We start from the raw sequence: 14,225 nt of genomic DNA on the forward strand, positions 1-14,225 counted from the left end.
GGCTCAACCGGCGGTGATGTTGAGCTTCACCGGCACCGAGCCGGTGATCACGTCGTACACGGCCGAGCGGTTGCGGGACTGCTCGACGAGCTCGCGGAGCTTCTCCTCCGGTGCGTTGCCCTTGATCCTGAAGTCGACCTGGATCTGCTCGTAGCCGTTGCGGACCTCGTCGGACATGCCGAAGATCCCCAGCAGGTTGATGTCGCCGGTGACGGACGACTCGACCTCCGTCAGCTCGATCCCGCGCGCAGCCGCGATGTTGGCCAGGCCGGACGTGAGGCACGCGGCCAGCGCTCCCAGGAGGTACTCGACCGGCGCGGGGCCGTTGTCGTTGCCGGTGAGCACCGGCGGGTGGTCGGCGTCGAAGACGGTCGGCGAACTGTGCTCGAGCTCTTGGCCGGCGCCGTAGAAGCTGTGGATCGTGCTGCGGTTGTGCGTGCCGCTCACCCAGCGGTTGGTCGCCCGGAACTGGAACTTGGCGATCTCCGTCTGCTCGCGCACTGCGTCGAGCGTGGCGAACAGCGTGGGCGTGTCGACCCCGTTGAGGGGCGGACGCTCGGTGGTGCTGGTCATGGTGGAACCTCTCTTCGGTGTGTGTCTCTCGGTGTGGTGTCGGGGACATGTCGAAAGCTAGGCCGGTGGGCTTCCCGGAACCTTCCCGGGCCGTCGGGTGCGGCGGGGGCAAGACATCACGAACCCACCACGGCGGTGAGGAGCCACAGCACGGGCATGCCGACGAGCGGCGCAGCCCAGGCACGCCGGAACAGGCGGACGGCCGCGACCGCGACCGCCGAGGCGCCGAGCGGCGGGACGGCGGCCGCGACGTCGGCGCCCATGCTCGCCGCGGCGATGCTGGTGGCGGCGAGAGCCGCGAACGCGGCCGGGGCGACGAACGACGACGCCCGTTCCAGGCGTTCGGGCAGCCGCATCCGTTCGGCGAGCAGAACCATGCTGATGCGGAACAGGTAGCTACCCAGTCCGGCCAGGACGATCACGACGAAGGGGGTCATCGCCGCACCGCCTTGGCCCGTAGGCCGGCGGCCAGGCCGGCGACGATCGCCAGCAGGACGCCCAGGTGGAGCGGCACCGCGAAGGCGAGGACGGCGACGACGGCCGACGTCAGTGCCGCACGGCGTGTCGCGACGTCCGAGAGCCTGCGGCCGACCTCGCCGATCAGGTACAGCGGGATCAGGAACTCGAGGTGCAGCGCCGCCGGGAGCTGCGCACCGAACGTGGCGCCGGCGGTGATGGCCAGCAGCCACGCGACCCAGAGCACGACGGCGCCGCCCAGGTAGTGGACGTGTCCGCCGGCCCGGTCGCCGCCGCGTTCGTACCGGTCGTTGCCGACCACGAACGAGGGATCGATGAGCAGATAGGCGGCAAGGGCGCGCCACCACCGCGGAGTCCCGCGCCAGTACGCGGCCATCGCGCCGGAGTAGAGGACCAGCCGGAGGTTGATCACGAGGGCCGTCAGCACCACGACTGCGGGAGACGCGCCGGCGCTGAGCATCTCGATCGCGGCGATCTGCGCGCTCCCGCCGTAGATCAGCGGACCGGTCAGCCAGCCGGCGAACGTGGAGATGTTCGCCTGGGCCGCGGCGACGCCGATGACGAGGCCGAACGGGACGACGCCGGCCAGCCAGGGCAGCATCGCCCGGGCGCCACCGCCGAGCTCGGCGGCGTATCCGCGTGGCGTCGCGACGACGTCGGTGATGGACAACATCTGATTCTCCTGGGTCGGGCTGAGCTGACGGCACTCACCGTCCTCGCATCGCCTTCCCAGAACCTTCCTGCCGGCTTCCCCGAGATCGGCGTCGGCGCCGGAGCCCGGGCCGTGAAGATCCCGCGATCCTCACGTACTACGGTGAAACCATGTCTGTCATGCCGACGTCGGATGCGCCCGACCTCATCACGCTCGGCCGCCGGATACGGCACGCGCGGACGTCCCGTGGGCTGACGCTCGACGGGCTCGGGGAGCGAGTGAGCTCGGCACCGAGCCTGCTGTCCTTGGTCGAGAACGGGCGGCGGGAACCACGTTTGTCGCTCCTGCGCGCGATCGCCGAGGCGCTCGACATCCCGCTCGCCGACCTGCTCGCGGACGAGCCGCCCTCGCGTCGCGCGGAGCTCGAGATCGCACTCGAGCGGGCTCAGCGCGGGCCGTTGTTCGGCGCGCTCGGGCTGCCCGCGGTCAAGCCCAGCCAGAAGCTGCCCACGCCCGTGCTGGAGCAGCTCGTGGGACTGCACGCGGAGATCGCTCGCCGCGAGGAGGAGGCGATCGCGACGCCCGAGGAGGCGCGGCGCGCCAACACCGAGCTGCGACTCGAGCGGCAGGCGCGCGGCAACCACATGCCGCACATCGAGGCGCTCGGCGAGGACATGACCCGCCGCGCGGGCTACACCGGGGGCGCCCTCACCCACCGCACCGTGGCGCGCATCGCGGAGGACCTGGGCCTGACGATCCTGCACGTCGACGACCTGCCACGCTCCGCCCGCTCGGTCACCGACTGGAAGAATGGCCGGATCTACCTTCCGCCGGCGTCGATCCCCGGCGGTCACGGCCTGCGGTCCCTTGCGCTCCAGGCCATCGCGCACCGGGTGCTCGGGCACGAGCGCCCCCGCTCCTACGCCGAGTTCTTGCGGCAGCGGGTCGAGATCACCTACTTCGCCGCGGCCTGCCTCATTCCGGAGCAGACCGCCGTGGAGTTCCTGTCCCAGCGCAAGCGCGAGAAGGACCTCGCCGTCGAGGACTTCCGGGACGCGTTCGGCGTCACGCACGAGGCCGCCGCCATGCGGCTGACCAATCTCGCGACGGTGCACCTGGGCATCCCGCTGCACTTCCTGCGGGTCGGCGACGACGGCGCGCTCTTCCGCGGGTACGCCAACGACGGGCTACCGCTGCCCCAGGACGTGACCGGTGCGATCGAGGGACAGCTGGTGTGCCGCCGGTGGGCCGGGCGTGAGGCCTTCGCGCGCCGCGACCGGGCCTCGGAGTCGTACCAGTACACCGACACGCCGGCGGGGACGTTCTGGGATTCGGTGCAGACCGGGACCGCGGCGGACGGGCGGCAGTTCTCCATCACCGTGGGAGTGCCTTTCGCGCACGCCAAGTGGTTCCGCGGCCGCGACACCCAGGTCCGCCGCACCTCGACGTGCCCGGACCCTTCCTGCTGCCAGCGTCCGCCGTCGGACCTCACCGAGCGCTGGCAGGCGCACTCGTGGCCGAGCGCCCGCATGCACCAGCAGGTGCTCGCCGCCCTGCCGAGGGGTGTGTTTCCCGGGGTCGACGACACCGAGGTGTACGCGTTCCTCGACCGCCACGCGCCCGCCGACGACCCGGCGTAGCGCGGCGGTCCCGGCTCAGGTCGACGCCTCCACGAAGACGACCTCGGCGCAGGCTCCTGACGTCGTGTTGCGCAGCCGGACGGTCGCTCCGACGAGGCTGGCGTGCCGGACGACGATCGCGAGGCCCAGCCCCGATCCGGGCCGGTTCCCGACGCGGTGGAAGCGCTGGGGCCCGCGTTCGAGGAACTCCGCCGAGAACCCGGGGCCCGCGTCGCTGACGAGGAGCGCCGGGCCGTGCACCTGTACCGTCACCGGGGCCCTCCCGTGACGGTGGGCGTTGGCCACGAGGTTGGCCACGATCCGCCGGACCGCGGCGGGCTGTGCACGGACGACGGCGGAGGCGTCGGCGCGGAGCTCCACCGGCAACGTTCGGGGCAGCTCGGTGAGTGCCGCTGCGACCGCGTCGCCCAGGTCCGTCGTGCCGACGGTGTCACCGGGTGGCACGCCGTCGAGCCGGGCGAGCTCGAGCAGGTCCCCCATCAGGGTGCGCAGCCGCGCCACCTGGCCCCGGACGCGATCGGTGTCGGGACCGTCCGGCAGGAGCTCGGCCGCGGTGACCAGCGCGGTCAGCGGTGTCCGGAGCTCGTGGGCGACGTCGGCGGAGAACGCCCGCTCGCTGGCGTGCCGCTCCGCCAGCGCCTCTGCCATGTCGTCGATCGCGCGGGCCAGCTCGGCGACCTCGTCCTCGCCGCCGGAGTAGATCGGGGAGCCGCCGTCCCGGCCCGCGGTGCGTGCCTGTCTGGCCGTCGCCCGCAGGCGCGAGGTCAGGGCATCGGCGGCGAACCACCCGAGCAGCCACGCCAGCGGCGTCACCAGGCCCGCTGTGCGCAGGACGGTGGCGCGCAGGTCTTCCTGCTGCTTCGCCAGCGAGGTCTTCGCCAGCCGGGTCGACACCAGCTCACCGGTCGGCAGCCGGCGGGCCGCCCACAGATGCTCTCCGTCGTCGTAGCTGGCCACACCCTCACCCGGGAGCGCGCCGACGAGGACCTCGGGCGGCCACTGGTCGTTCAGCGAGGCGTGCGACGGCACGGTGCCCGTGTCCCGGTACACGGCCGCTGCCTGCTGGACCTGCACCACGGCCGACTCTCGTAGCCGCTCCCGGTCGTCGACCAGCGCCTGCCGCACCACCAGTGCACCGAATCCGAGCACCAGCACGGCAGAGAGCACCGCGATGGCGGCCGCCAGGCGGAAGCGCAGCGAGTGCCACCAGCGGACCGGGCCCGAGTCCGGCGCAGGGGCCGGCCGGCTCGACCAGGTCGCGAGGCTCACCGGTCCACGACCTTGTAGCCGGCACCACGGACCGTCACGATCGCAGGTGTCCCGAGCTTGGCCCGCAAGCGCTGGATGTTGACGTCCACGACTCGGCCCGTGCCCCAGCTGGAGTCCCCCCACACGTGCCGCAGGATCTGGGTCCGTGACAGGACCGCCGGCCTGTGGTCGAGCAGCAGCATCAGCAGCCGGAACTCGGTGGCGCTCACCTGCACCTCTTCCTCGCCGCGATGGATCGTCATGGCGTCCCGGTCGATCAGCAGGTCGCCGAGCCGGACCGGCTCCGCGCTGCCCGGGTGGGCACGGCGCAGCACAGCCCGGATGCGTGCCACCAGCACGGCGCCGTCGAACGGCTTGACGACGTAGTCGTCGGCCCCCGCTTCCAGGCCGGCCACCACGTCGACGTTGAGGTCGCGTGCGGTCAGCAGCACGACCGGGGTCGAGAGCTCCTCGCGCAACCGCCGGGTCAGGGTCAGTCCGTCCATGCCCGGCATGGACACGTCGACCACGGCGAGAGCCGGGGGGCACGCGCTCGCCAGCGCGTACCCCTCGGTCCCGTCCGCCGCGGTCCGCACCGCGAACCCGTGCCGTTCCAGGATCAGTCGAGTGGTGTCGCGGACGTCAGCGTCGTCCTCGACCAGAAGCAGCTCGAAAGGGTTCATCTCCACGTTTCCGCGATGCACTCGTGAGTCTCGGTGGGCTCGACCTCAGGAGACGTCGGTCTCCCGCAGCTCGTCGAGGTCGAAGGTCTGGGTGGCCTCCTCCGCCCAGCCAGGCCTCATCCCGGGGAACTCCACGGTCAGCGATCGGTAGGACGACGCGCCGTCCTGCGCCTCGAGGTCCCCGGCGGTGACGTAGACGGGGTAGCTGATGATCGACGCGGCGGCGCAGCTCGGGTCACAGATCTTCTCCTCGTACCGCCCGACGGCGGAGGCCTCGTCGGCACCCCAGTCCGTCCACTCCAGGTGGTCGAACGCGTCCAGCCCGAGCCCGCAGAGCAGCTGGTAGGTCACGGGTTCGCTCGTCGGTTCGTCGGCGCAGGTGAGCAGGTAGGCCGTGCTCTCCTCGGTGCTCTCGCCCTCGTCGGCGACCAGCGCCACCCGCGGTGCCGCGTCGGCGGCGGGCAGCGCGCTCAGCTGCCAGGCTGCCGTGCCGGCCAGTGCCAGCAGCAGGCCGCCGACCACGGGCAGCACCGCGCCCTTGGCTCGCGTCATCGTCGTCGTCATCTCAGTTCTCCTCTCGTGCCCGACCTTCGGACGACCCCGAGCCTCGAGCGCGAACACCACACCGCTGATCCACCCACGTCACATCACCATCACAGTCTGCGGCGCACGACGGCGCGAGGTAGCGCACCACCCGGCGAGTCAGCGCACGACGGCGCGAGGTAGCGCAGGCTGGCCCGCTCACTCGCCCCGGTGCTCCCACGCGTCGAGCTGCACCGTCCACGGCCAGGGCAGTGCCGCCTGGAGCGCTGCCCGCAGCCGCTCACCTTCGGTGCGGTGCTCCGTCGCCACGGCAGCGTCGTCCCATCCGTCGAACGGGTCGAGGTGCTCCTGGAACGTCGCCGCCCAGGCGCGGAGCCGGGTCCGCAGCGCGTCGTCGAGCCCGTCCTCGATGCGTGCCGGGAGGCCTGACCAGAGGGGCCAGTCGCAGGAGTACTCGTTCATCAGCTTGACCTCGTACGGCGAGCGCGGCGCCGGCGGCTCGGCCGGGCTGTCGGCGCTGTCGGCGCTGTTGGCCGAAGCCTCGCTCTCGGCGCCGGCCGACAGCTCGTCGTCGGGGACGAACGTCTCGCCGGACATCGGGGCATGGGCGAACCACCCGAAGGACCGGACCTGCGCCTGCGGCTCGCGGAGCGGGCCACCGCGGGCGTCGAGGCGCTCCAGGAGACGGGCGAAGACGTCGCCGGCCCGCAGACCGTCGTGCTCGAACTCGTTGGTCACCCACGCCCGCGCGTTGCCCACCTGGGCCGCCGTCTCGAGCGAGTAGCCGGCGTCGACGAACATGTCGTCGTGGTACACCGCTGCCTCGAGGGGCACCTCGTTCGCCGTGAGCGCGTCGAGGTCGTACAGGTCGCGCCACCCGTCGCGGGCGGCGAGGCCCTCCGCGGCCGCCCGGAACGGACGCAGCGCGGCGACCTGCTCGAACATCCAGGGGTAGATCATCTCGCCCGTGAGCAGCAGCGGCCGCGACCCCGTGCTGAACGAGCCGTCACCGTCGCGCACCCGCTGCGCCGCCCACGCCGTCGGCCCGGTCCCGGACTGGGCGTAGATCGACTCGTGCAGCACGGCGTACAGCGGGTTCGTGGCGAAACCGGTGGCGGCCTCGACCTCAGCGAGGAACGTGTCGGTGAGCTCGTCGCCGTCGTCGTCGAAGGCCTCGTCGACGATCCAGTGCACCCGCTCGAACCCCGGCCCCATGCCGAACGCCATGCCGAGCGACTGGAAGCGCTCGACGCTCAGCAGGTCGCCGCCGGGCAGGCGGACGTCGCCGACGGCGAGGCGGTCGGCGATCCGGCCGATGCGCTCGACGTCCTGCGGGTACCGCGCCCGGTAGAGGGCGTTCTTGGCGGTGACGCGCGGCTGCGTGCGCCCGTAGACCTCGCCCGCGTCGGCGGTGAGGCTGGCGAGCCCGCCGGTGACGTACGACGCCGTGACGGCCTCGGGGGCGAGCGACAGGTAGGTGAGGGTGAGGAACCCGCCGTACGACTGCCCGAGCGTGGACCAGCGACGGTCGTCGTAGACGGTCCTGCGGACGTGCTCGGCGTCGAGCACGATCGAGTCGGCGCGGAAGTGGGTCAGGTACTCGGTCTGGGCCGCGCCGTCGCCGAGCGCGGACAGCGCGCCGGCCCGTACCGCCGTCGACCGCCCCGTGCCGCGCTGATCCAGCAGCACCACCCGGAACCGCCTGAGGGCCTCGCCGAGCCAGCCGTCGGGTCCGGTCGGCCGTGGCCCCTTGCCACCCGGGCCGCCCTGCAGGAACACCAGCAGCGGCAGGTCCTCCCCGCGGCGCTGCGGGGCGACGACCTCCCGCACGAACAGCGACAGTGTGCGGGCGTCGTCGGGTGCGGCCCAGTCGAGGGGCACGGTGAGGGTCCGGTCGGTGACGTGCGCGCCCGGGATCGTGTACTCGGAGGTCGAGGTGATGCTCACGGCGGCAGCCTATGCGGGTGAGCTTCCGCCGGAGGTCCTGGAGATCCTGGAGCGCCTGCTCCGATCATCCGGGGAACGGCTTGGGCTCGCACGCCCCCTCGTCCGCGCCCACCCGGCAGCTGACCGGCGCCTCGACCTCGGCGGGGCAGTGGGTCTTCCCGTCGACCGTGCCCAGGGCGCTGAACTCCGCCTTGTACCCATGGACGGTCTCGTCGGGCAGGACCGGCCCGTTGACCCCGTCCTCCCGCGTGATGCTGGCGACCCCGTCGGCGTCGGTCTCGGCCTGGCCGGCGCGCACACCGGTCGCGTCGCCCCCTCGGGTCAGGATGAAAAACGTGACCTTCCGGCCGGAGACAGGACCGTCGTCGTCGGCGAGCCGGACCGAGAGCGTGACGGGCGTGCTCGGATCGTCGACCACGACCGGCTCCGCCGAGAGCGTCGGTTCCGTGCACCCTGGGTAGGAGCACCCGGACGTGCCGCCACCGAGGCCGACGATGACGGCCAGGCCGACCAGTGCCCGCATCGTCCGTCGCGACGCCCGACGCTGCGGGCGCGGCTCGACGCCGCTCAGCACGTCCCGAAATCCGTCGTCGCGCCCTCGAAGGGCGACATCCACGCGGCAAACATGTTGAGAACGTAGCCGGGAACGTTCTCCTCTGCGTCGTGGGAGACCGGGTCGAGCAGCGTGATGACGTGCGGTCCGTCTGCGCTGTCGAGCGTGATCGAGCCGTTGGACACCAGGGACTCGCCGGGCGTCGTGCGCACCTGGACGCAGGTGATCGAGATGCCCCACGAGGAGACCTCGAAGTCCTGTGTGCTCGTCGTGTCTGCGCTGTAGCCGTGGAAGCGCAGGTCGTCCTTGTGGCCCTGGAGGACGAATTCTTCCTTGAAGAAGTCCGGTCCGGCGATCTTGTCGACCCGGAAGACCACGTCGACGTCGGGGTTGAGATCCACCTCCGTGGCGGTCACGTCGATGGTCGAGTAGTCACCCGTGAAGCCCTGGTAGATGTAGCCGATCTCGTCCGGCAGGTCGAGCGGCGCCGAGTCGTTGGTGGCGCCCGGCAGGATGCTGAGGGTGCTGACGTCGTGCAGGTCGATTCGCAGCCCGACGGCGCTCGGGTCCAGACCGAAATGCCCCTGGAGCAGGGCCGAGACGAGCCCGCCCCACTGCCACAGCTCCTCGTCGAGGTCCGTGACGGGCACGGCGCCGACGTATGCCGCCGCCCCGAGCGTGAACCGCACAGTGGCCGGCTGGGAGGCGATCTGCACGGCCTTCGCCTCGGTGTCGACGGTCAGCTGCAGGTTCTGGCCGAGGTCCTCGAACTCGAAGTACGCGTCGGTGACACCGGCCGTGACGTCGTCGAACTCCTGGTAGTAGTCCGCCTCCACGTGGAAGCTCCCGTCGAGCGTGCTCCCGTCGCTCGTGTACGTGACGGTCGGTACCTTGAGCCCGCTCCCGTCAGCAAACCCGCCGACGTCGAACGTCATCTCGGTCGGCACGTCCGTCAGGCCCACCGTCGCCGAGGCAGGCTCGTCCTCGAACGTGCCGGTGACGGCGAGCGACAGCTCGTCGACGATGGCGGAGCTCGCCGTCGTGACCTGGCTGTCGGCGCCGAACGACCCCGTCACGTGCATGGACCCGGGGATCGGGCTGAACACCGCCCTGGCCCGCACGTCGCCGAACGTCGGCACGCCGTGGGCCTCGGCGTGGACCTCCATGCGGGCCACGGTGTCCACGCTGGACGTGAACTGGACGTCGACGGTGTCATCGACCTGGATGGGCCCGACGGTCGTGGCCACGTCCGCCGGCAGGTCGGTCAGCGTGACGAGGACCTTGCCGCTGGTCACGGGGTCGGGGACGAACACCTCGTCCTCGACGTAGAACTGCAGGCTGTCGACGGTGGGCTGGTAGCCCTCGAACGAGTACGTCTGGGTGCCCGGGTCGATCTCGAGTGCGGACGGCAGCCCTGACACGGCGATGATCGCGGTGGCACCGAAGCAGCCGCCGGCCGTGCAGAACGGCATCTCGTCGGTAGCGCAGCCCGAGCCGCTCTCGCAGGCCCGGTCCACGAGGGAGATGCCGTTCTCGAACCGCGGCGTGCCGAGCCCGTCGAGCGCGGCCACCTTGCCGAGCCACAGCTGCGCCTCGAGGTCGAGCGAGCGGTCGGCCGAGTACCGGACCACGCCATCGGCCGACGTGACCGTCATCGTGCTCGGCAGGGGCCCGAGGCGGCCGGTCATGCCGAGGCGCGTGTCGTCGACTCCTCCCGCAGCGAGGACGACGTCGGCGTCGAGGCCGATGGTCTGCGACGCCGCGTCGAACTCGGCCGTGAAGTCCGAGCCGGTGTGCGTGTACCGCGCGCGGGAGACGTCGGCGATCGAGGCGCTCGCGTCGATGTCGCCGGTCGTCTCGCGGTAGTGCACGGCGAGGTGCGACCCGGTCGGCGCGCGCGCCCCGCCGTGGTTCGTGACGGCGACCTCGGCGCGGCCGAGCGCACCGGAGGTGCCCTCGAACCCGAACGTGCCTCCGCCCCAGTTGGCCTCGAACGCAGCCGGCACGGACGTCAGCGCCGCGTAGGCGCTCCACTCGCGGCCGTCGTACGGGATGTCGCGGGCGAGGAACGCGATCTTCCCGACGGGGGCCGACATCGCCGTCTCCAGGTGCGACGCCCCGACGTCGGCCGTGACGCGCACCGACGCGGGCACGTTGCTGATGTCCGCGTCCAGGTAGCCCGCGTCCTCGCCCGTCACACGCAGCGCGATGGCGCCGACGGGCCTCGAGCTCTCCGCCACCACCTCCGTCGCCTGGCCCAGCCGACCCGTGACGTGCAGCGACTCGGGCAGGCCCTCGATGCTCGCCCGTCCGCGGACGACCGGGAACGTCGCGTCCGTGGTCCGCAGGTCGGCGTCGATACGCAGGTTCCCCAGCGGAGCCGAGGCCTGGTACCGGGCGTCGACCCGGCCGCCGTCGACCTCCATGGGCCCGACCGTGAGGTCGAGCTCCTCGGGAAGGTCGGACAGCGTGGCGAGCACCCGCGCGTCCGGCGTCGCCGGCACGATGTCGACGAGGCGCAGGTACGCCTCGAGGGTCGAGGAGGGCGGCCGGTAGCCGGTGAATCCGACGGTCCCCGTGGTCGTGTCGACCACCACCTCGGTCGGCAGACCCGCGAGCGCCACGGTGCCGACCGCGCCGAGGCAGGCGCCCTCGGCCGTTCCGCAGAACGGGGTCTCGTCCTCCGCGCATCCCGGCCCGCTTCCGCAGGCCCGGGCGGAGAGCGCCACGCCGTTCTCGAACAGGGGCGTCCCGAGCCCGTCGAGGGCCGCGACCTTGCCGATCCACGTGCCCAGCGTGAGGCCCACGCGCCGGTCGGCGGCGTACCGCATGCGACCGTCGGCGAACGTGACGTCGAGCGTGGCAGGCAGGTTGTCGACGCGGCCCAGCGCCTTGAGCTGGGTGTCGTCGTTCCCTGTGCCGTCGGTGAGGATCGCGTCGACGTCGACGAACACGGGATCGCCGCCCGTGTCCGTCTCCAGGCGGAAGGTCTGGCCGTCCTGGCCGCGCGTGTACTCGACGTGCGAGAGGTTGCGGACCGCGATGCTCGCGTCGAGCTCGCCCGCGGCCTGCCGGTAGTGCGCCGCGAGGTGCAGGCCGTCCGGCGCCGTCGGGTCGGCGTGGTTGGCGGCCGCGAACTCCGCGGAACCCACGGGCCCCGTGATGCCGCGGAACCGATAGTTGCCGTCGGCCCAGTCGGCGTCGAACTGGGCGGGCAGCGTGCGCAGGCTGCCCGTGGCGAACCAGTCGTGGTCACCGACCGGGAACCGGGCGGCGACGTCGATCCCGCCCAGATCTGCCGACTGGATGCCCTCCAGGTGCTGGGACGCGAGGTCCACCGAGAAGTCCACGCTGGCGGGCAGGTCCGTGACCAGCACGGACGCGTAGTGGTCCTCGGTGGGTCGGAGCCGCTCGAGGTGGTCCGGTGAGGCGAGGAACGTGATGCGTGGGACGGCGCTGCTCGCCTCGTAGTCCAGCCGGGTGAGGTCTCCGATCTCGTAGTCGAGTGCCAGCTGCGCCGGGACCTGGTCCACACCCGCCACCACGGTGGGGCCCGCCTGGGTGTTGGTGTAGGCGACCAGGGCCTCCTCGATCACCGAGTCCGCCGCGTACCGGACGGCCTGCGCGGCGGTGTCGACGTCGAGGGAGGCGACCGCCGGCAGGTTCGACAGGTCCATGCGCGCCTTGTGCACGCCGTCGAGGTCGCCGGCTCCGGTGAACGCCTGCCCGCCCGGCTCGAACTCGGTGCGCAGTCGTGGGTGCCCGTCGAACCACCCGTCGACGAGGCGCAGCCCGGTGACACGCGCGCTGAGCCCATAGCTGTCGCCGGCCGTGACGAAGGAGGCGTGGTCGCCGTCGAGCCGCGCGAAGTCTCCGAGGTGGCGGGACGCCTCGACCGTTGCCTCGCCCAGCGCCTCGGAGCCGGTGAAGGAGACGTGACCGGCGGCGCTGTCCGCGAGGACGTCGACGTCGGTCGGGACGTCCCGCAGCCCGCCGCGCAGCACGATCCCGCCCGCACCGTGGTAGAAGTCCACGTCCAGGGCGGCGAGCACGCTGTCCGCCGAGTAGTCGAGAGTGGTCGCCGACTCCCCGGTGCGCAGCTCACCGGTGAACGTCGCAGGCAGCTCCGTGGCTTCTGCCCGGACGGCCTGCAGCAGGGTGGCGTCGGCGTCATACACGACGTCGGCGAAGCCGACGTTCTCGATCCCGGCGTCGGCGTCGTAGTCGAGAGTGCTGAGGAGCCCGTCCGGGGTGCGGGTCAGGTCCGCCTCGACCCGGGTGGGCAGCCGATTCACCAGGAGCTGCGTGAACCGGTCCGTGCCGTCGGCGCCGTTCGCGATGACCTGGGTGTCGAGCTGCGTCTCCTCGCTGCTCCGGGCCGTCACCACGGCCTTCTGGTCGGACCCCTCCTCGGGCGGCCGCACCCAGGCGCGGGCTCTGAACAGGTTCGGGACGGGGGAGAACCGCGCGCTCGCCACGGTCGGGTTGATCGCCTCTCCCTCGTCCGTGTCGGCCACGTCGGCGAGGCCGGCCGTCACGGCCAGCGACTCTCCGGCGCCGACCTGCAGGAGCGATGCGCTGATGTCGTACTCGCCGTTCAGGGCCTTCAGGGGGTTGAACGTGTAGATGCCGAGGGCCGCGGCCGGGAGCGAGGAGCCCCGGCGGAACCCGTCGAACCCGATGGAGAGGCGGTGTGCCCCGGGCAGGTCGTAGGCGGCCCAGAGATGTCCCGGGAGGTCCTGGCCGACCAGCTCGCTCGACGGCAGACGGATCTCCAGGAGCGCCAGCCCGAGGTTGACGAGCTCGGCCAGGGCCGTGACCTTGTCGGCCAGCTCCTGGTTCAGGGTCTCCACGAGCTCCTGGAGGCGGAGTACCTCGAGCAGCGCGCCGGGATGGGTGAGCAGGTACAGGGGGTCCTGGACGAGCTCGAGGAGCTCGGTGAGGCGGGACGTGACGGCATCGAGCTCGGTCTGCAGGTCGGTGACCCCCTGCGCGGCGGCGACCACGTCGCCCAGGCCTGCCGCGGGGAGCAGGTCGACCAGCACGTCCGGCGTGCCGTCCTGCGTGACGTCCACGAGGGCCGGCACGCCGATCGGCAGGGTGAGCGAGCAGCCGACGTCCTTGGTCGCTGACTCGGAGCAGGCGCGGTAGGTCAGGCGGGGCAGCCCGTCCGGGAGCTGTTCGAGGAGCGAGAGCGGGTCCACCGGCAGGTCGGACAGGTCGCTCGTCGCGAGGGCCGCGGCAAGCTGGTCCTCGGTGGCCACGACGGTGCCGTCGAACACCTGGGGTCGGGCCACCTGCGGCTGCAGATCGGCTGCCGCGAGGTCCGGCGCCCCGTGGGTGAGCCGCCCGGCGGCGTCGAGGGTCTCCAGGGCCGCGGACGCCGTGGCGTCGACGAGCTCCTGGCCGGGACGCAGGGGGAGGTCGTGCCGGTAGGCATCGACCGGTGGCTCGGGGCTGATCGTGCGGACGGGCACGTCCGGTGAGCCCGACGGCGGAGCGACGACCGGCAGCGCCGGGATCTCCTGGAGCGCCTTGGACCGCTCGGTCGGCACGGACACGGAGCCGTCCGGTCCCGGTTCGACGGGTCCGACGTCCGGCACCTGCTCCGGCTGGACCTCCACCAACGGCGCGAGGTCGGCGGCAGCAGGCTGCTCGTCCGCTTCCTCCGGCGGCGCCTCGGTGGCTGTCGGTGCCTCGGCGCCGGTGGTGCCCTCCGCCGGCACGATCCCGAGTGCGAGAACGGCCATCGTCAACGGGACGACGACGGACGTCCGGACCAGCGGCCTGCTGATGATCCTCACAACGACCCCCACGTTGTCGGTCAAGCATCCGCGAAGCACGATATGGGGGTCAGGACGAGACGGCAACGGGAATCGGTCGGGAGCCACGACGTCGCGGGGCGTCGC

At 72.2% G+C, this 14,225-nt stretch carries 10 protein-coding genes; 1 reads left to right on the forward strand and 9 read right to left on the reverse strand.

Annotated features, from left to right (window positions below; translation table 11 throughout):
• Positions 1 to 3 precede the first annotated feature (3 nt).
• From PZC42_RS02810 to PZC42_RS02820, 3 genes are all read right to left on the reverse strand, one after another.
• Entirely contained in the window at positions 4 to 573 is a 570-nt protein-coding gene (locus tag PZC42_RS02810; RefSeq protein ID WP_277208164.1) for an OsmC family protein, read from the reverse strand.
• Positions 574 to 689: 116 nt separating this feature from the next.
• Positions 690 to 1,010, reverse strand: coding sequence for an AzlD domain-containing protein (locus PZC42_RS02815; protein WP_277208166.1), 321 nt, complete (start codon positions 1,008 to 1,010; stop codon positions 690 to 692).
• Entirely contained in the window at positions 1,007 to 1,723 is a 717-nt protein-coding gene (locus tag PZC42_RS02820) for an AzlC family ABC transporter permease (RefSeq protein ID WP_277208168.1), read from the reverse strand. Before PZC42_RS02820 ends, PZC42_RS02815 begins: the two co-directional genes overlap by 4 nt.
• A 158-nt stretch (positions 1,724 to 1,881) precedes the next feature.
• Here PZC42_RS02820 and PZC42_RS02825 point away from each other — a divergent pair, with 158 nt between their 5' ends.
• Positions 1,882 to 3,342, forward strand: coding sequence for a helix-turn-helix transcriptional regulator (locus PZC42_RS02825; RefSeq protein ID WP_277209264.1), 1,461 nt, complete (start codon positions 1,882 to 1,884; stop codon positions 3,340 to 3,342).
• 15 nt (positions 3,343 to 3,357) lie between these two features.
• On the opposite strand, the gene PZC42_RS22465 is transcribed toward PZC42_RS02825, so the two are convergent.
• The 6 genes from PZC42_RS22465 to PZC42_RS02855 all read right to left on the reverse strand — a co-directional run bounded on the left by PZC42_RS22465 (position 3,358) and on the right by PZC42_RS02855 (position 14,144).
• The gene (locus tag PZC42_RS22465) at positions 3,358 to 4,611 is read right to left on the reverse strand and encodes a sensor histidine kinase (protein ID WP_277208170.1); all 1,254 of its coding nucleotides are present in this window, start codon (positions 4,609 to 4,611) and stop codon (positions 3,358 to 3,360) included.
• On the reverse strand, positions 4,608 to 5,273 hold the full coding sequence (locus PZC42_RS02835; protein ID WP_277209265.1) for a response regulator transcription factor: 666 nt from the start codon (positions 5,271 to 5,273) through the stop codon (positions 4,608 to 4,610). Before PZC42_RS02835 ends, PZC42_RS22465 begins: the two co-directional genes overlap by 4 nt.
• A 45-nt stretch (positions 5,274 to 5,318) precedes the next feature.
• On the reverse strand, positions 5,319 to 5,837 hold the full coding sequence (locus PZC42_RS02840) for a hypothetical protein (protein ID WP_277208172.1): 519 nt from the start codon (positions 5,835 to 5,837) through the stop codon (positions 5,319 to 5,321).
• Between the two features lie 177 nt (positions 5,838 to 6,014).
• Complete coding sequence (locus tag PZC42_RS02845; protein ID WP_308199817.1) at positions 6,015 to 7,763, reverse strand: alpha/beta fold hydrolase; 1,749 nt, start codon at positions 7,761 to 7,763, stop codon at positions 6,015 to 6,017.
• A 64-nt stretch (positions 7,764 to 7,827) separates the two neighbouring features.
• Entirely contained in the window at positions 7,828 to 8,337 is a 510-nt protein-coding gene (locus PZC42_RS02850; RefSeq protein WP_277208174.1) for an Ig-like domain-containing protein, read from the reverse strand.
• Positions 8,331 to 14,144: a hypothetical protein gene (locus tag PZC42_RS02855; RefSeq protein WP_277208176.1), complete on the reverse strand. Its 5,814-nt coding sequence runs from the start codon at positions 14,142 to 14,144 to the stop codon at positions 8,331 to 8,333. Before PZC42_RS02855 ends, PZC42_RS02850 begins: the two co-directional genes overlap by 7 nt.
• Positions 14,145 to 14,225 lie beyond the last annotated feature (81 nt).

This window comes from Isoptericola croceus (genome assembly GCF_029382255.1).
GTDB classification, from domain to species: Bacteria; Actinomycetota; Actinomycetes; order Actinomycetales; family Cellulomonadaceae; genus Isoptericola; species Isoptericola croceus.